This window comes from Bacillus sp. PS108 (assembly GCF_037963335.1).
GTDB classification, from domain to species: Bacteria; Bacillota; Bacilli; order Bacillales; family Bacillaceae; genus Bacillus; species Bacillus subtilis.
In genome coordinates this window covers 1,179,836-1,195,472 of the sequence record NZ_CP150155.1, presented here as the reverse complement: position 1 = coordinate 1,195,472, position 15,637 = coordinate 1,179,836, and the positions used below count along the sequence as shown (strand labels likewise).

Annotated in this window: 20 protein-coding genes; 8 read left to right on the top strand and 12 right to left on the bottom strand. The window is 43.5% G+C overall.

Annotated elements, in window-relative coordinates; all coding sequences use genetic code 11:
• Positions 1 to 44: 44 nt before the first annotated feature.
• Positions 45 to 779 (top strand): bis(5'-nucleosyl)-tetraphosphatase PrpE, encoded by a 735-nt coding sequence (prpE, locus tag NSQ16_RS06160; protein ID WP_021479541.1) that lies wholly within the window; start codon positions 45 to 47, stop codon positions 777 to 779.
• A 12-nt stretch (positions 780 to 791) separates the two neighbouring features.
• On the opposite strand, the gene NSQ16_RS06155 is transcribed toward prpE, so the two are convergent.
• From NSQ16_RS06155 to NSQ16_RS06140, 4 genes are read right to left on the bottom strand one after another with little or no spacing between them, the layout of a single operon-like run.
• A complete protein-coding gene (locus tag NSQ16_RS06155; protein WP_033883581.1) occupies positions 792 to 1,691 on the bottom strand; it encodes an RluA family pseudouridine synthase in 900 nt (299 codons plus the stop codon).
• Positions 1,692 to 1,705: 14 nt separating this feature from the next.
• Entirely contained in the window at positions 1,706 to 2,506 is an 801-nt protein-coding gene (locus NSQ16_RS06150) for an NAD kinase (protein ID WP_003232918.1), read from the bottom strand.
• An 18-nt stretch (positions 2,507 to 2,524) separates the two neighbouring features.
• The gene (gene yjbM / locus NSQ16_RS06145) at positions 2,525 to 3,160 is read right to left on the bottom strand and encodes a GTP diphosphokinase (protein ID WP_003245294.1); all 636 of its coding nucleotides are present in this window, start codon (positions 3,158 to 3,160) and stop codon (positions 2,525 to 2,527) included.
• Positions 3,161 to 3,188: 28 nt separating this feature from the next.
• The gene (locus tag NSQ16_RS06140; protein WP_230488458.1) at positions 3,189 to 3,557 is read right to left on the bottom strand and encodes a hypothetical protein; all 369 of its coding nucleotides are present in this window, start codon (positions 3,555 to 3,557) and stop codon (positions 3,189 to 3,191) included.
• Between the two features lie 124 nt (positions 3,558 to 3,681).
• Here NSQ16_RS06140 and NSQ16_RS06135 point away from each other — a divergent pair, with 124 nt between their 5' ends.
• The 5 genes from NSQ16_RS06135 (at position 3,682) to NSQ16_RS06115 (ending at position 7,033) form a co-directional block, all read left to right on the top strand.
• Positions 3,682 to 4,254: a CYTH domain-containing protein gene (locus tag NSQ16_RS06135; RefSeq protein WP_003232924.1), complete on the top strand. Its 573-nt coding sequence runs from the start codon at positions 3,682 to 3,684 to the stop codon at positions 4,252 to 4,254.
• Positions 4,255 to 4,268: 14 nt separating this feature from the next.
• A complete protein-coding gene (gene cwlQ / locus NSQ16_RS06130) occupies positions 4,269 to 5,003 on the top strand; it encodes a bifunctional muramidase/murein lytic transglycosylase (protein WP_329956613.1) in 735 nt (244 codons plus the stop codon).
• 254 nt (positions 5,004 to 5,257) lie between these two features.
• Positions 5,258 to 5,656, top strand: a complete 399-nt coding sequence (locus NSQ16_RS06125) for a group 2 truncated hemoglobin YjbI (RefSeq protein WP_003232928.1) — start codon at positions 5,258 to 5,260, stop codon at positions 5,654 to 5,656.
• Positions 5,653 to 6,552 (top strand): protease adaptor protein SpxH, encoded by a 900-nt coding sequence (gene spxH / locus NSQ16_RS06120; RefSeq protein WP_003245184.1) that lies wholly within the window; start codon positions 5,653 to 5,655, stop codon positions 6,550 to 6,552. Before NSQ16_RS06125 ends, spxH begins: the two co-directional genes overlap by 4 nt.
• A gap of 313 nt (positions 6,553 to 6,865) precedes the next feature.
• Positions 6,866 to 7,033, top strand: coding sequence for a hypothetical protein (locus tag NSQ16_RS06115; RefSeq protein ID WP_003244944.1), 168 nt, complete (start codon positions 6,866 to 6,868; stop codon positions 7,031 to 7,033).
• A gap of 37 nt (positions 7,034 to 7,070) precedes the next feature.
• Here the strand turns inward: NSQ16_RS06115 and pepF are convergent, their stop codons facing one another.
• Together pepF and coiA are read right to left on the bottom strand one after the other, a co-directional pair.
• Entirely contained in the window at positions 7,071 to 8,900 is a 1,830-nt protein-coding gene (pepF, locus tag NSQ16_RS06110) for an oligoendopeptidase F (RefSeq protein ID WP_003245178.1), read from the bottom strand.
• Positions 8,901 to 9,129: 229 nt separating this feature from the next.
• The gene (gene coiA, locus NSQ16_RS06105; protein WP_268992296.1) at positions 9,130 to 10,281 is read right to left on the bottom strand and encodes a competence protein CoiA; all 1,152 of its coding nucleotides are present in this window, start codon (positions 10,279 to 10,281) and stop codon (positions 9,130 to 9,132) included.
• Between the two features lie 43 nt (positions 10,282 to 10,324).
• Between coiA and NSQ16_RS06100 the strand changes: the two genes are divergently transcribed.
• Positions 10,325 to 10,447, top strand: a complete 123-nt coding sequence (locus NSQ16_RS06100; RefSeq protein ID WP_021479547.1) for a hypothetical protein — start codon at positions 10,325 to 10,327, stop codon at positions 10,445 to 10,447.
• Here NSQ16_RS06100 and mecA read toward each other — a convergent pair.
• Positions 10,442 to 11,098: an adaptor protein MecA gene (gene mecA, locus NSQ16_RS06095; RefSeq protein WP_003232942.1), complete on the bottom strand. Its 657-nt coding sequence runs from the start codon at positions 11,096 to 11,098 to the stop codon at positions 10,442 to 10,444. The two genes, NSQ16_RS06100 and mecA, sit on opposite strands and share 6 nt — an antisense overlap.
• Positions 11,065 to 11,205 (bottom strand): hypothetical protein, encoded by a 141-nt coding sequence (locus NSQ16_RS06090; protein ID WP_119122854.1) that lies wholly within the window; start codon positions 11,203 to 11,205, stop codon positions 11,065 to 11,067. Before NSQ16_RS06090 ends, mecA begins: the two co-directional genes overlap by 34 nt.
• Positions 11,206 to 11,374: 169 nt before the next feature.
• Here NSQ16_RS06090 and NSQ16_RS06085 point away from each other — a divergent pair, with 169 nt between their 5' ends.
• Positions 11,375 to 12,031 (top strand): TerC family protein, encoded by a 657-nt coding sequence (locus NSQ16_RS06085; RefSeq protein ID WP_003232944.1) that lies wholly within the window; start codon positions 11,375 to 11,377, stop codon positions 12,029 to 12,031.
• A 45-nt stretch (positions 12,032 to 12,076) separates the two neighbouring features.
• Here the strand turns inward: NSQ16_RS06085 and spx are convergent, their stop codons facing one another.
• The 4 genes from spx to oppF all read right to left on the bottom strand — a co-directional run bounded on the left by spx (position 12,077) and on the right by oppF (position 15,636).
• Positions 12,077 to 12,472: a transcriptional regulator Spx gene (gene spx / locus NSQ16_RS06080; protein ID WP_014476435.1), complete on the bottom strand. Its 396-nt coding sequence runs from the start codon at positions 12,470 to 12,472 to the stop codon at positions 12,077 to 12,079.
• A gap of 180 nt (positions 12,473 to 12,652) precedes the next feature.
• A complete protein-coding gene (locus NSQ16_RS06075; RefSeq protein ID WP_230488457.1) occupies positions 12,653 to 13,231 on the bottom strand; it encodes a GNAT family N-acetyltransferase in 579 nt (192 codons plus the stop codon).
• A gap of 163 nt (positions 13,232 to 13,394) precedes the next feature.
• Positions 13,395 to 14,612: an MFS transporter gene (locus NSQ16_RS06070; RefSeq protein ID WP_085186279.1), complete on the bottom strand. Its 1,218-nt coding sequence runs from the start codon at positions 14,610 to 14,612 to the stop codon at positions 13,395 to 13,397.
• 106 nt (positions 14,613 to 14,718) lie between these two features.
• Positions 14,719 to 15,636, bottom strand: a complete 918-nt coding sequence (gene oppF, locus NSQ16_RS06065) for an oligopeptide ABC transporter ATP-binding protein OppF (protein WP_003239287.1) — start codon at positions 15,634 to 15,636, stop codon at positions 14,719 to 14,721.
• Position 15,637: the final 1 nt, after the last annotated feature.

The window sequence follows — 15,637 nt, the reverse complement described above, 5'->3', positions numbered from 1 at the left end:
CTTTGCTTCATAATAAATAAAACAATCGGTAAGGAGGATACCGCATGGCTTACGATATCATCAGCGATATTCATGGCTGCTATGACGAAATGACTGCATTAATCCAAAAGCTTGGCTATACAATCAAAAATGGAGTACCTGTCCATGAAGAAGGCAGGGTGCTTGTTTTTGCCGGAGATTTAACTGACAGAGGGCCCAAATCGATAGAGGTCATCCGATTTGTAGCCGGCGCTTACGAAAAAGGCGCTGTGCGTTATGTCCCGGGAAACCATTGCAATAAATTATATCGTTACTTAAAAGGAAATCCGGTAAAAGTGATGCATGGTCTCGAAACAACAGCGGCAGAGCTTGAGGAACTTTCTAAAGATGAGAGAAAATCAGTCAGCGAACAGTTTATGAAGCTGTACGAAACAGCGCCGCTTTACGACATCTTACATAATGGAGAATTAGTTGTCGCCCATGCTGGCATAAGAGCTGACGATATCGGCAAATATACCCGGAGAGTGAAGGACTTTGTGCTTTACGGTGACGTGACGGGTGAAACATATCCGGACGGCAGACCCGTCAGACGTGATTGGGCGGCAGCCTATAACGGAAAGGCTTGGGTGGTATACGGTCATACACCTGTGAAAGAGCCTCGGAAGGTCAAGCGCACCATCAACATTGATACAGGCTGCGTGTTCGGAAATCAACTGACAGGCTTTCGCTTTCCAGAAATAGAAACCGTCTCTGTTCCAAGCTCCCTGCCTTACGACGAATCAAGATTTCGCCCCATATAAAAAAGGAGAGAATCAATGATTCTCTCCTTTTATCAGTTTTCTCATATCCTGAGGCAGTGGAGCATGAAACGTCATGTTCTCCTGTGTCAGCGGATGGATAAACGAAAGATGCTCGCTGTGCAGAGCCTGCCGGCCAATTTCCTGTCTCGTTCCGCCGTACAGTGTATCGCCGCACAACGGGTGCCCGAGATAACTCATATGAACACGAATTTGATGGGTTCGTCCAGTCTCAAGCTGCAATGCCACCGAGGTCATGTCGTCATTTGCACATGTGACGTAAAAATGCGTAACAGCCTTCTGGCCGTCTGGCGTTACCGTCCGTTCAATAATACTGTCAGGATGTCTGCCAATCGGAGCATCGACTGTTCCCTCCATCTGTGCCATCCGCCCGTGAACCACTGCCGCATACCGGCGCTTCACAAGGCCGTTTTTTTGCGCAGACGATAAAATGGAGTGGGCAAATCGATGCTTGGCAACAAGCATGACACCTGATGTATCCCGGTCTAGCCGGGTGACAAGATGTACTGTCGCCCTCACTCCGGTTGTTTGATAATGATCAATAATTCCATTGGCAATGCTGCCGGAGGGGTGCTCTCTCGAAGGGATTGATGACACATACGGCTGCTTGTTTATCACAAGCACATGTTCATCCTCATAAAGGATATCGAGCGGAACAGGCTCTGCCAGCAGCGTCTCGCTCACCTGTTCCTCAGGAAACTTCACGATAAGAAGATCTCCCTCTTTCAAAACGTATTTGACCGTCACATGCTCACCGTTAATCTGCAGGTCTCCCCCGCCAAACTTAATATCGGTCAGCAGACGTTTCGAAATTCCCATTTCACCGGCATATTCTTTTACAGTCATCCCGTCCTCAGCGGAAGTAATGTTCTTTCTGATAAAAAAATGCTCCACGATATGTCCTCTTTCTATTCACCTTTTCCAATAAACGAATCTTGGACTCTTTTCCAAAATGGAAACGGACGGAATCTCGCAAACCGCACTTTTTCGGATGCAACTTGGCAGCGGATCGACTTTACATCCTTATGGAGAAGGGTTAAATGGTCAATCGTCACTTGAAAGTCAACTTCGTTTCTCGGCTTAATCATGCAATCATGATGGGATGGGAGAAGCAGAGGTGACCCGACCGTACGGAACACGCGGTTATTAATAGAAGCCATTTCCGCGAGCTGGATCGCCCTGATAGACGGATGGATAATCGCTCCGCCCAGCGCCTTATTGTAGGCTGTGCTGCCTGATGGAGTTGACAGGCAGAGGCCGTCGCCCCGGAAGGTTTCAAAGAGCTGCCCTTTGATTTCCACATCAGCAACAAGGCTTCCTTCGATGCTTTTAATCGTACATTCATTCAAAGCTAAGTATCTTTCTTCCCGCTCGTTTTCGTGATAGGTCACAATGACTTCGAGAAGCGGATATTCGACTGTATGATACGGCGTTTTCGCGATGGCAAGAACAAGTTTTTCAATTTCATGAGGAACCCAGTCGGCATAAAAACCCAGATGACCTGTGTGAACGCCGACAAATGCTGTTTTGTCCAAGCGGTCGCTGTATCTGTGAAAAGCATACAAAAGCGTTCCGTCGCCTCCGACTGAAATAACGATTTCCGGTTCATTTTCATCGAGTTCCATATCAAAATCCAATAAATACGCCTGTATTTTGCTTTTCAGCGTATCAGAAACTTGATCTCCTTTTGATGATACGGCAAATTTCATGCTCTTCTTCCCCTTTACCTATTGTTGCTCGCTTCCTTTTTTCTTTCTTGAAAAGGCAGCTTGAGCTTCCTGTACTTCACCCCTGATCTCCGACATCTCTTCATCAAGCCGGGAAGCCGCTTCAGAAGCGCGCTGAAGCCTTAGTTTTACTTTTTCAGGAATGTTTCCGCTGTATTTATAATTCAATGAATGCTCAATGGTCGCCCAAAAATTCATCGCCAGTGTACGGATCTGTATTTCTACGAGAACATGCTTTTCTCCGGATACCGTCTGCAAAGGGTACAGCACAACAAGATGGTATGATCGGTATCCGCTCTCTTTATGTTCCGCAATATAATCCCTCTGATCCACAACGGTGAAATCTTTTCTGGCAAAAAGCATCTCTTTTACGATTTGGATGTCATCGACAAATTGGCACATGATTCTAAGGCCAGCAATGTCCTGCATGGTTTCAATTTCATGCAGCGGTATGCTTTTCCGTCTCGCTTTTTCAAGTATGCTCGCCACAGGCTTGACGCGTCCGGTCACAAATTCGATCGGTGAATGGTCGTCCTCGTATTCATATAGTGTGCGGATCCCCTTGAGCTTCACTTTCAACTCTTCGACAGCCTGGCGGTACGGCACTAAAAAACGCTCCCATTGTTTGTCATCCATCATACATCCCCCAATTCCGAACCAGTTTCTATAAAAACACGCGTTTCACTTTTTCTTCCATTTCTTCTCCATAGTTTGCATTATCTTTTATATTTTCTAAAAGATATTCCAGCTCCTCATGCAGGCCTGCCAGTTCAATTGTTTGGTCTCCTGCCTCTAAAACAACCGGTATTTTTTGTGCATGGGCCTGCTTCAGTTCCGGCCATACATGTTCCTTTATAATGACATATTCAAAAGAATCAGCTAATTCAAGTATGTATACAAAAGCAAAGTGGTCAGAATCAACAAGCATTTGACCTGACGGCTTGCGTTGCGCTTCGTTTCCTTCTGTCTGACAGGCAAGGCGAAGCTGATCATCCGATAATGTTGCATTCAAAATTTCGATTCTGTTTTGCATAATGCTCTCCTTTTTTAAACAAAGTACAGATTCATTTTATCATATCGAGCTCGATATTGATAAACCTAACATCTAAAGAGATAATAGTAAAAATAAGATTTACAGGGCGGAAAGGAAGAGCATCATGAGCCAAGAGATTGAAATCGAATTTAAAAACATGCTGACCAAACAAGAATTCAAAAACATAGCATCGGCACTCCAGCTGACAGAAAAAGATTTTACAGATCAAAAGAATCATTATTTTGATACAGACAGCTTCGCGCTGAAACAAAAACATGCTGCGCTTCGTATCCGCAGAAAAAACGGAAAGTATGTCCTTACATTAAAGGAGCCGGCTGATGTGGGGCTTCTGGAAACGCACCAGCAGCTTTCAGAGGTATCAGATCTCGCTGGATTTTCAGTTCCCGAGGGCCCTGTGAAGGACCAGCTGCACAAGCTTCAGATCGATACGGATGCCATACAATACTTTGGATCTTTAGCAACAAACCGTGCGGAAAAAGAAACAGAAAAAGGCTTAATAGTTTTAGACCACAGCCGATATTTAAATAAAGAGGACTATGAAATTGAATTTGAGGCGGCGGATTGGCATGAGGGCAGACAAGCCTTCGAAAAGCTGCTTCAGCAATTCAGCATTCCTCAGCGCGAAACCAAAAATAAAATTCTGCGTTTTTATGAAGAAAAACGAAAGTCTATATAAGGTGGAATGACATCGTGAATGTAACGAATTGGGCAGCATTACTTCAGCTTCAGGCATTACAGTCCATATCTAATGCACGCAGCAGCACGGACACTCAGAATACGGAAAGCCCGCTTTCAAGTTTCAGTTCTTTGCTCAGCCAATATACAAACGGTCTGACATCTCAGCAATCAGCACCTTCTTCATCGCCAAGCCCGCTCAGCATGCTGAACAGCGCGAATACAACAGCGCCGTCACTGCTTTCAGCGTATGGGCTTAACTCATATACGAGCAGCAATTCAGGTTCAATCACAAAAGCGGCAGAAAGCACTGAAACAGCTGCTGCAGATTCAGCTTCAAACAAACATGAAGCAAATCAGATCAGTTCGGGAGACTTCTCTATTGACAGTGCGATTAAAAAAGCCGCTGATAAATATGGCGTTGATGAAAAACTGATCCGCGCCGTCATCAAACAGGAATCAGGCTTTAATGCAAAAGCGGTCAGCGGAGCAGGTGCGATGGGCCTCATGCAGCTGTTGCCGTCAACAGCAAGCTCACTTGGCGTTTCCAATCCGCTTGATCCGCAGCAAAATGTGGAGGGCGGAACGAAATATTTAAAACAAATGCTGGATAAATACGACGGCAATGTGTCTATGGCATTAGCGGCTTACAACGCCGGACCGGGGAATGTTGACCGATACGGAGGCATTCCTCCTTTCCAAGAAACGCAAAACTATGTAAAAAAAATAACTTCAGCTTATTACGCGTAACCAGAGGTGCTCTTTCCCTCTGGTTTTTTTGCGGAGTGAAATCTTACGCATTCCTGATTTTTATGTGATATGATATGAAATACAAACCCCGGCTGTCAGCCGAAATGAGTCATCAAACGCATAAAAGGCAGTTTGTTTGTAGAAATGATGCCTTGTTGCTAAAATAAATCTAGATGAAACAATGAAATACAGAAAATTACTTTTTGCAATAGGATTTATGATTCCTATTAGCCATATTTAAAGGAGTAGTCAACATGGGACAATCGTTTAACGCACCTTATGAAGCGATTGGAGAGGAACTTCTATCGCAACTTGTTGATACTTTTTATGAGCGTGTCGCGTCTCATCCTTTGCTGAAGCCGATTTTTCCAAGCGATTTGACAGAAACCGCCAGGAAACAGAAGCAATTCTTAACTCAGTATTTAGGCGGGCCTCCGCTTTATACTGAGGAGCACGGCCATCCTATGCTCAGAGCAAGGCATCTTCCCTTTCCAATTACAAACGAGAGAGCTGATGCGTGGCTCAGCTGTATGAAGGACGCAATGGACCATGTAGGGCTGGAGGGCGAAATTCGTGAGTTTTTGTTTGGCCGGCTGGAGTTGACAGCAAGGCATATGGTGAATCAAACGGAAGCGGAGGATCGATCATCTTGACAAACTATCAGCATGAGCTATACTTCGCCCATTGCCACGGTCATCCAAAAAAGCCGCTTGAAATTTATATGTTTGTAGACCCTTTATGTCCAGAATGCTGGTCCTTAGAGCCCGTCATCAAAAAGCTAAAAATCAGATACGGACGTTTTTTCACCTTACGCATTATCGCTTCCGCAAGCCTTACCGCTTTAAATAAAAAGCGAAAAAAGCATCTTCTCGCAGAAGCATGGGAAAAGATCGCGAGCCGCTCTGGCATGTCATGTGACGGCAATGTCTGGTTCGAACAGGATCAGCCGCTTTCATCGCCTTATATGGCTGCTCTCGCTTTTAAAGCAGCCGAATTGCAAGGACGAAAAGCCGGCATGCAATTTCTCAGAAATATGCAGGAGAGCCTATTTGTTTCAAAGAAAAATATTACGGATGAAAACGTGCTTTTGGAGATTGCTGAAAATACAAGTCTCGATCTTGAAGAATTCAAAAAAGATCTGCATTCTCAAAGCGCGGTCAAGGCGCTTCAATGTGACATGAAAATTGCTGCTGAGATGGATGTTTCTGTTAATCCGACACTGACGTTTTTTAATACGCAGCATGAGGATGAAGGGCTTAAAGTTCCTGGCAGCTACTCATATGATGTATATGAAGAAATTTTATTTGAGATGCTTGGCGACGAGCCGAAGCCGTCGGAAACACCGCCTTTAGAATGTTTTATTGAATATTTCCGCTTCGTTGCCTCGAAGGAAATTGCTCTTGTATATGACCTGAGCCTTGAAGAGGTAGAAAAAGAAATGAAAAAACTGGCGTTTGCTAAAAAGGTTGCCAAAGTGGAAGCCAAACACGGAATGTTTTGGAAGTCTCTCAGCACTTATTCTGATGAATATCAATCATGTGAAAAATAGCCGCAGGCGTGCATATGCTTGAGGCTGTTTTTTTATGCCGTAACCAAACGTACGTTCCATTTTTAGCACTAAAGAAACCGCGCCGGGATAAGCGCGGTTTCATATGTCTTAACGACAACAAAGGGGATGGGAGAAATTTTTCACGGTCAAACAAAGGGGTAATGTTTGTTTGTGATCAATTTCACATCCTTATGATAACAAAAGATGTCGACTTTTGACAACCTCTATGCTTAATGTTCATATTTTTGTCACAAAACATAACGAAGTGCATTCACTCATATCCTTATAAGGAAAAAGGACGAGGAGGACCGCCATGATGTCTACTTTGATCTCAATTGTGTGCATTGCTGTTTTTTTCTGCTTGAATATCTTAGGCATGATGCATATGCTGCCGCTTTATATTACCTCTCCTCTGCTGTTTCTGTCTATTTTGTTTACCCTCTACCGCTTGAATCACCGGAAAACCTTTAAAGGGTTTTAAAAAAGCCTGTGCGTCATTTCCGCACAGGCTTACTTTTTTAAGACTGCTTGACTTTCATCAGCAGCTCTTCCATTTCATCAAGTTTTTCTTCAAACATTTTGCACGCGGCTTCGATTGGCTCTGGAGACGTCATATCAACACCCGCTTTTTTCAGGACATCAATCGGGTATTGTGAGCTTCCCGCTTTCAGGAAGTCAATATAACGGTCAACCGCCGGCTTTCCTTCCTTCAAAATCTGGCTGCTTAATGCTTGGGCAGCGCTGTACCCTGTCGCATACTGATACACATAGTAATTGTAATAGAAGTGCGGAATACGCGACCATTCAAGGCCGATTTCCTTATCAATCACCATGCCGTCTCCAAAATACTTTTTATTCAGGTCGTAATAGACATTTGTCAGAAGCTCAGGTGTAAGCGGCTCGCCTTCTTGCGCCTTTGTATGAATCAGATGTTCAAATTCAGCGAACATCGTTTGTCTGAAGACCGTTCCCCTAAAGCCCTCAAGCATATGGTTGAGAATATATAAGCGCTGTTTTTCATCCTCTAAATTGTTCAGCAAATATTCGCCAAGGAGCGCTTCATTTGTCGTAGAGGCAACTTCCGCGACAAAGATGCTGTAATTGCCGTATGGATAAGGCTGGTGCTTTCTCGTATAGTAGCTGTGTACGGAATGTCCAAACTCGTGCACGAGCGTAAAGAGATTATTGACGTTATTATGCCAGTTCATCAAAATATACGGATTCGTGCCGTAAGCTCCTGATGAATAAGCCCCATTGCGTTTGCCTTTATTCTCGTAAACGTCCACCCAGCGGTTTTCCAGTCCTTCTTTTAGGATAGAGGCATATTCTTCCCCTAAAGGTGCGAGGCCTTTCAGCATGTAATCTTTGGCTTCCTCGTATGTCACCTTCATCCCAGCATCTTTCACAAGCGGTGTATACAGGTCATAGATATGCACTTCATCAAGCTCAAGCACTTTCTTTCTTAGCGCAATATAGCGGTGCAGGAGCGGCAAATGCTTATTAATCGTCTTAACAAGGTTATCGTATACTTCCTCAGGAATACTGTTGTTAGAAAGCGCAGCCTCACGCGCGGACTTGTACTTTTTCACTCTCGCGTAGAAGTTGTCCTTTTTCACAGTGCCGCTTAGCGTCGTGGCCATTGTGTTTTTATATTGTCCGTACGTTTTATACACTGCGTCAAACGCATTTTTGCGGACTTCACGGTTTTCACTTTCCAAGAAATTAATAAAGTTGCCGTGAGTGATCTGTTTCTCATTCCCATCTTCGTCTTTAATGGACGGAAACGTTATATCTGCGTTATTTAACACGCTGAATGTATTTGAAGATGACCCCAGTACCTCGGAGGCTTCAGCAAGCAGTGCCTCTTCCTTCTCGCTCAGCACATGCGGACGTTCCTTTGTAATCTCCTCAATCGCATGAGAGTACAGCTTTAATTCTTCTTTTTCAAGAATGAACTGCTGCAGTTTGTCTTCTTCTATGGATAAAATCTCCGGAACCAAATAAGCTGTCGCGCTTGCGGCCTGTGTATACAGGTTTCCCGCCTTGTCATTCAGCCCCTGGTAAAAGGAGTTCCCAGTATCCTGGTCAGAGCGCATATGCGCATATGTGTACAGCCTACCCAGCCGCTCCATCACTTTATCTTGATACGTAAGAGCCTCGTATAAATGATCAGCTGAATCTGCCAGCTTTCCTTTATACTTAGATAAATTCGGAATTAATTCTTTTACAGCTTGAAATTCTTTATTCCAGGCCTCATCACTAGGAAAAATATCCTCAAGTCTCCATGTGTCTTCTGCCTTTACCTCACTTCTGTCAGGCAGTTGGTTTGCTTTTTTTTCCTCAGCCATGGTGATCCCCCTCGTCTTCTTTGATTCAAGCCAATTGAAAAAACAGCTGTTTCTCAATAAACTTGTGTTGTGAATATCTTCCGGTTTTTCACTGCCTTTTGTCAAATCATATGCAGTAATGAAGAGAACGAATGCCAAAAAAGCAGTAAAAACACGAAAAACCTTTCCTTTTGTGCCTTTCACAGCCTGCCCACCACCTTTGTCTTAGGGTGAGCCAAATAAGACAAACTCATTCTATAAAACAGCTGCGGTCTCTTTCTATGAGATCCTGCATGGAGTGTATGCCGCCTGCAGGCTGATTCAGCACATATACTTCTTTCTGAGTCTCCCTTAAAAATCCCTTCTTGCACAAAAAATCAATATACTGTTTAACCGCTTCTGAAAGACACTCTTCGCTGCATTCGAACCTGAGTGCAATGTTCTTATTATGAATGTGCAGTTTGCACTGCTGCAAAACGGCTGAAAAACGAATTGACGCACGTTTACCTCCAAGATCCGTCATAAACAAATAAAGAAACCCCTGCCACACAAAAACCGGACTCTTAAAAACTGCCCCTTTTCTAACAGGAACAAACACTTCAGTCGGCAGAAAAGAAAAAGATGTCTGCCGCTTCTCATAAAACATCTGCCTAAGGCGATTTGTTTCCTTAGAGTTAAACCGATGGGGTTTATGGCGAAAACGGTGAATCGCTTTCGTCCAGCCTGAATATTGAATTGAGGGTTTCGGTTCAGTGAAAAAAAGATCGTCTGCACCTGCCCGATGGATAGGGATCGTTTGGACTGAGGAATAAGAATGGTTTGTGTAGAATGGAATGATGTGGCTGAGCCGGAGAAAAGAACGCCTTTCAGGACAATAACATATCAGTTCTCTGTATGGACTTGCATTGATAAACTGCCAATGAAAAGCTGAAAGCTGATAAAAGGACGAAGCAGTCCGTTTTAAGCGGCTGTATCCCATAATCCACTGTGGGATGATTCCTTCTTGTTTGAAGCCCTCTGTCCGCTTTTGAAAGACATCTGGAGCGATAGTGGCGCATTGATATTCAACAGCAAGCATATGCTCCTTGATTCTTGCCATGACGTCCGGTCTTTGGTTGATTGTCCTTATATACGGCTCCAATATTGGTGAAGCCCGTTGCGTTTTCAGCCATACATACAGCTGTCTTTTTCCTTCTAAGTGGTAGGCGCTTTCCGGTTCGATGTCTATGGAGCAGGACTTGTTCTGTTTATGGGCAAAATGCGGCGCTTTTTGAAGTCCGAGCTTCACAGCTAGCTCTCCCCCGCATACCGGACAGAAGAACCGTCTCCGCTTTAATTTCTGGTTTTGCTGAGCGCCTAGAAGGTGAAACATTTGGCCGTCTTCAGTCACAGCACTAAACAATTGTCATCTCTCCTTTCCAGATGAAGTATACTTTCTGGAAAAGATGATCAACTCCTGTTCGCTGTATTTTCCGCTTGTCTATATGTTTTTGATTTTTCACATCTCTAAAATGGCATTTTCGTGCATAAAAAAAACCGATTTCCGGAAGGAAATCGGTTTGCTATGATGCAAAGTGTTTTTTTATCGTTTCTAGAGCATGCTCTGAAATAATCAGCTTGCCGTACTCTTCAAGACGGTGTATGCTGATTGAGGATTCATTTGCGTACTCCAGCAGGATGCTTAGCTGATTTTCAACCTCTTCATCAGTCATATTGCAAAAATCTACATATAAATAATATCGGTTCTCAAACGAATATAAAGTCGTTTTGCTTCCGTTAACGTTCAAATTAGATAGAGAAATAACATCCTCAAAATCGCCAAATCGCAAGACAAATTGAAGCTTTTGCTCCTTCTCTTCCTGATTGACGGCTTGCTCTTCTTTCTGGAAATCATCCAGCAAGGCGTCAAGATCCTCAGATGCTGGTTCTTGCTTTTTATCCTCAGGAATCGGCAGTTCGAGCTTTTGTCCGTCTTTGGAAAGCTGGGCTTTTGTGACGATGATTTCTAATCCTTTGTCCAGTGCCTGAACTTGAATCCAAAGTGGGCCTTCCACAGCGAATTCCTCTTCTTCATGAACTTCATCCATGACTTCCCAGAAAAGTTCTTCACTGCGCTCACGGTTATACCAAATTTCTTCTCTGTCAAAACCGCGATCTTCAATATCTCCGTAAGACATATAAAATTTTACTGTATGCTCGTTAATTCTTTCAATTTCCATTTGCCAACCTTCCCTTCTATATAAGATGTTGAAGGGACATCTAAGCTCCCGATTAATTGTACTTTACTACACTTTACCCATTCCGTCCACATCTTAACCTTAACCAAGGCCAGTGTGAATTCCTTTGTATTTCTATTTTATGATAAAACAGTCACAAAAGAAATAAAAATGCACCTTTGCCTAAAAAACGGCAGATCAGGCGGCTGATATCATAAAATATGACCTGTCTCATATAGTAGTAGTACAAGCGAAGGACTGAAAGCGAGGTGCCGCTTCATGGAGCATGACTATCTGATTTCTCTGCTTGTCATTGTTGGGATTGACCTGATCCTCGGCGGAGATAACGCGGTTGTTATTGCCATGGCCAGCAGACATTTGCCGGACAAGCAAAGACAGCAAGCCATTATTCTCGGAACATTTATTGCCGTTGCTATGAGAATCGGATTAACAAGTGCAGCAGTATATCTTTTGAACATTCCGTTCTTGCAGTGCGCCGGCGGAATTTTCCTGCTGTATTTAGGATATCAGCTGCTGATTGAAAAAAAAGACACGAAACACATTAAAAGCAGCACCTCCCTGTGGAGAGCGATACGAACGATTGTGCTTGCAGATCTCTTTATGTCGCTGGACAACGTCATCGCAGTTGCGGGAGCATCACACGGTGAGTTTTCTCTCGTTGTTATAGGTTTGTGTGTATCGGTTCCGGTTATTATTTGGGGCAGCAAACTCATCCATATTGCACTAGAGAAAATACCGCTTCTGATTTACGCGGGAAGCGGGCTGCTTGCTTATACTGGCGGAGAAATGATTGTCAGAGACAAAAAGCTGTCGCTTTTTATGGCGCAGCACGGCACAGTTGAAACGCTCCTCCCCATTTTGACGGTTGCGTTTGTCATTCTTGCGAGCATTTATTACCAGCAGGTTGAAAAATAATAAAAGAAGGCTGATGACTCAGCCTTCTTTTGATGATACGATCTATTAGTTTGCCAAACGCTGTGCTTCTCTTAATTGGAAAGAGCGAACTTTTCTTGGCAGGAAACGTCTGATTTCGTCTTCGTTATATCCGACCTGCAAACGTTTTTCGTCAATGATGATCGGACGGCGAAGCAAACCTGGATGCTCGTTGATCAAGCGGTACAAATCTTGCAGCGGCATAGATTCAACGTTCACATTCAGTTTTTGGAATACTTTTGAACGGGTTGAGATGATTTCATCTGTTCCATCCTCAGTCATTCGAAGAATTTGTTTTATTTCATCAATTGATAAAGGTTCAGAGAAAATGTTTCTTTCTACAAATGGAATATCGTGCTCCTCGAGCCACGCTCTCGCCTTTCTGCATGAAGTACAGCTTGGTGATGTGTATAGTGTAACCATTCATCTTCACTCCTCTAATTAGTAGGATGAACATCTATTTTATTCTTAAATTGAAATTACTCTAAAAAAGGAATCTTTACAGGTATTATACTATAAAAAAGTAAGTGTGAACAGTATCCTAAGAAAAAAATGTGTCAATCCAGCAAATTTTTAATGTTCATGATATGTTCTAATTCTCAATTAGCTTAACTGATCGAAAATATTTTTTTGTTTTTCTTCATCAATGAGTTTCAGGACTTCATCCGTTTTTTCGTACGATTCCCCGTACCATTTCTCGTCTTTATAAGTATGAATGTTTTCATATGTTTGTTTCATGGCTTCAAGAATTTCTTCTTCTGATTCTGTTTTTGGTGACCAGTACAGAATCTCCATCTTGTTTACTTCATTCGTAGCCAATGACCGGCGCCGGTACCCAATTGACTTAGCATGCTTGAAATGCTCTCTTTGATAAAACCTCAGGCGTTTTTCTGTATCAGTATCATCTTCATCCACAGGTTCCACCTCGAGCAATATGGGCTTATTTTTCTTTTTCAGCTTCGCGATCAATTTGCCGCCAAGCCCCTGCCCTCTTGCATCCTTAGACACATACAGATAATCAACGAAGATAAAAGAATCGAATTCCGCAAACATTAAAATATGATGTTTGCCTTCATCTTTATGATAAATATCGCTTCGCTCTTTCAGAAGAGCTTCCATATGCGCTTTTGATTTCATTTCTTCAATTGGAAAGTACTCGCTAAGCTTTTCATACCAGTTCATTGATTTGCTCCTTATGAGTTCGTTGTCTTCATACTTTTAGATATACCCCATTTCTTCTTGTTTAAACAGCCTTACATCTATAAAGACGTGCGAACTTCCGCCATGGTTTCATTTTTTTTCAGCAAAAACGGAGCCAGCTGCTCCGTTCATTTTGAAGTGTATCTCATTGAACTCGGTTTTCCCGCCTGTAATGAATCAGGCGGGGCTGCGCCAGTGCAATCAGAAATGTCATGATATATAATGCAGCAGCCGCGATAAAAGCTATTTTCGCACCAGCAGCATCAGCCACTAGCCCCATAATGGAGTAGGTGACGCCTGACCAAGGAGTCAAAATCGCATTTTTTGCAGCCATGATTCCGATTCGTTTCTGCTCGGGAATAACCTCCTGCAGCATGGTTTCCTGGCAAATATCACGCACCTGATAAAAAGGCCCCATTGCAGCACAAGCCAGAGCACATAAAAATGGGACTGGAGAAAATGAAAACAAAAGGGTCAGCGCCGACATTACAAGCGAGCTGAACATAATGGCATAGCCCATATTCCGCTCAAAAAAAGAAGAAAAACGAATGGCAATCACACTGCCGACAATTGCGCCTATAAAATAGGAAGCGTTAAACATCCCCCACCACACCTCTGTTTCATGCAAAACAGCCGCAGTAAATGCGAGGAGAATAGCAGATGACCATACGGAACCCGCCAAAGCTTCTATCATGTCCATTACAGTAATGTCTCTTACAATAGGGATGATCATTAAATCCTTCCATATACTTCTGGCAGATGCTGTTTCAGCAGTTCCTGCAGCCTCTTCTTCATTTACATGCAGCACACTGATGGAAGCTCCCGATAGAACAAACAGGCAAATGGCAGCGCCCACAACGAGTTCAAAAGGGACGGCGTACGTCAGAAGGCCTCCAAGGCCCCAGCCTGCTGTTAAGAACAATTGATTCGAGAGCGAGATCACACCATTCGCTTTTATATATTGCTTCTTTGGAACAATAATCGGCAGCAGCGCAAATCTTGCCGGCTGAAAAAAAGCGCCCGCGAAGGAAAAACAAAACACAAACAGCAGCGTAATCCAAAAGAATGCCTGTCCGTGATGAGTGACGCTGTATGCCATCAGGATTGTAAAGACCGCTCTCAGCAGATTCGCTCCCGCAAGCACCTTTTTAAAACCGAGAATGCGAAGCACCGGAGAGACGCAAAAGCTTGCTGCTATACTCGCAAACGACATGAACGATAAAATAAGGCCCGCCAAAAAAACGGAGTCAGTCATTTGATAGACCCGGACCATTAAAACGATTGTGACGAGGACTCCTGCTAAAGATTGAAAAGATTGAGACAGCAATAGCGCAAAAACATTTTTGTTATGCAGAAATTGAATCGTATTTCGCCCCCGCTTTTTCCTCTAATTGTAAATGTTATCATTCTCACTTTCTATGAGGACGCAAAAAAACCCTTCAAGAGAAATCTCTTGAAGGATTGATGAATCATGAAAAAGCTTTAAATTCGGCTTCCGTGCACATCACAAAATGTCCCGGTTTGACTTCACGGAATTCCATCGTTTCCCCATCCTTTAATTGATGGACAGACGGATCATATTTCTGGCGAACGCGATTTCTCTCATAGTCCGGATCAGGAAGCGGAATCGCAGAAAGCAATGATTTTGTATATGGGTGAAGCGGATTTTCATAAAGCTCATCTGCCGGCGCAAGCTCAACCAGTTTCCCGAAATACATGACGCCAATGCGGTCACTGATGTATTTGACCATCGATAAATCGTGGGCAATAAACAGGTATGTGAGCCCTTTTTCTTTTTGCAGTTCTTTCATTAAATTCACGACCTGCGCTTGAATGGATACATCCAAAGCGGAAATCGGCTCATCCGCGATAATGAATTCCGGATCAACAGCAAGAGCTCTGGCAATCCCGATTCTTTGGCGCTGGCCGCCGGAAAATTCATGAGGATAGCGGTTCGCGTGTTCCTTGTTCAATCCCACTGTTTCCAATAGTTCATGAACTCGCTGCATCCGCTCTTTTTTCGTTTTTGCCAGCTTATGAATATCAAGGCCTTCAGCAATAATATCAGCAACTGTCATTCTCGGATTCAGGGATGCATATGGGTCTTGGAAAATCATCTGCATTTTGCGGTTGAATTCCAGCAGCTTTTTCCGCGATTTTTTCCCGTGCACATTTTCACCGTTAAACAGCACCTCACCATCGGTTGCTTCGTACAGCCGGATAATGCTTCGGCCTGTTGTCGATTTACCGCAGCCAGATTCACCAACCAGCCCTAATGTTTCACCTTTATAGATATCAAATGATAAATCATCTACAGCCTTAACCGTTCCCCTCGGCGTGACAAAGTGCTGTTTTAAATGTTTGATTTCTAATAGTTTTTCAGTCAAT

Coding starts and splice junctions, on each gene's coding strand:
- prpE (WP_021479541.1), top strand. CDS start 45: ATGGCTTACGATATCATCAGCGATATTCATGGCTGCTATGACGAAATG.
- NSQ16_RS06150 (WP_003232918.1), bottom strand. CDS start 2,506: ATGAAATTTGCCGTATCATCAAAAGGAGATCAAGTTTCTGATACGCTG.
- yjbM (WP_003245294.1), bottom strand. CDS start 3,160: ATGGATGACAAACAATGGGAGCGTTTTTTAGTGCCGTACCGCCAGGCT.
- NSQ16_RS06140 (WP_230488458.1), bottom strand. CDS start 3,557: ATGCAAAACAGAATCGAAATTTTGAATGCAACATTATCGGATGATCAG.
- NSQ16_RS06135 (WP_003232924.1), top strand. CDS start 3,682: ATGAGCCAAGAGATTGAAATCGAATTTAAAAACATGCTGACCAAACAA.
- NSQ16_RS06125 (WP_003232928.1), top strand. CDS start 5,258: ATGGGACAATCGTTTAACGCACCTTATGAAGCGATTGGAGAGGAACTT.
- NSQ16_RS06115 (WP_003244944.1), top strand. CDS start 6,866: ATGATGTCTACTTTGATCTCAATTGTGTGCATTGCTGTTTTTTTCTGC.
- pepF (WP_003245178.1), bottom strand. CDS start 8,900: ATGGCTGAGGAAAAAAAAGCAAACCAACTGCCTGACAGAAGTGAGGTA.
- NSQ16_RS06100 (WP_021479547.1), top strand. CDS start 10,325: ATGATCAACTCCTGTTCGCTGTATTTTCCGCTTGTCTATATGTTTTTG.
- mecA (WP_003232942.1), bottom strand. CDS start 11,098: ATGGAAATTGAAAGAATTAACGAGCATACAGTAAAATTTTATATGTCT.
- NSQ16_RS06085 (WP_003232944.1), top strand. CDS start 11,375: ATGGAGCATGACTATCTGATTTCTCTGCTTGTCATTGTTGGGATTGAC.
- spx (WP_014476435.1), bottom strand. CDS start 12,472: ATGGTTACACTATACACATCACCAAGCTGTACTTCATGCAGAAAGGCG.
- NSQ16_RS06075 (WP_230488457.1), bottom strand. CDS start 13,231: ATGAACTGGTATGAAAAGCTTAGCGAGTACTTTCCAATTGAAGAAATG.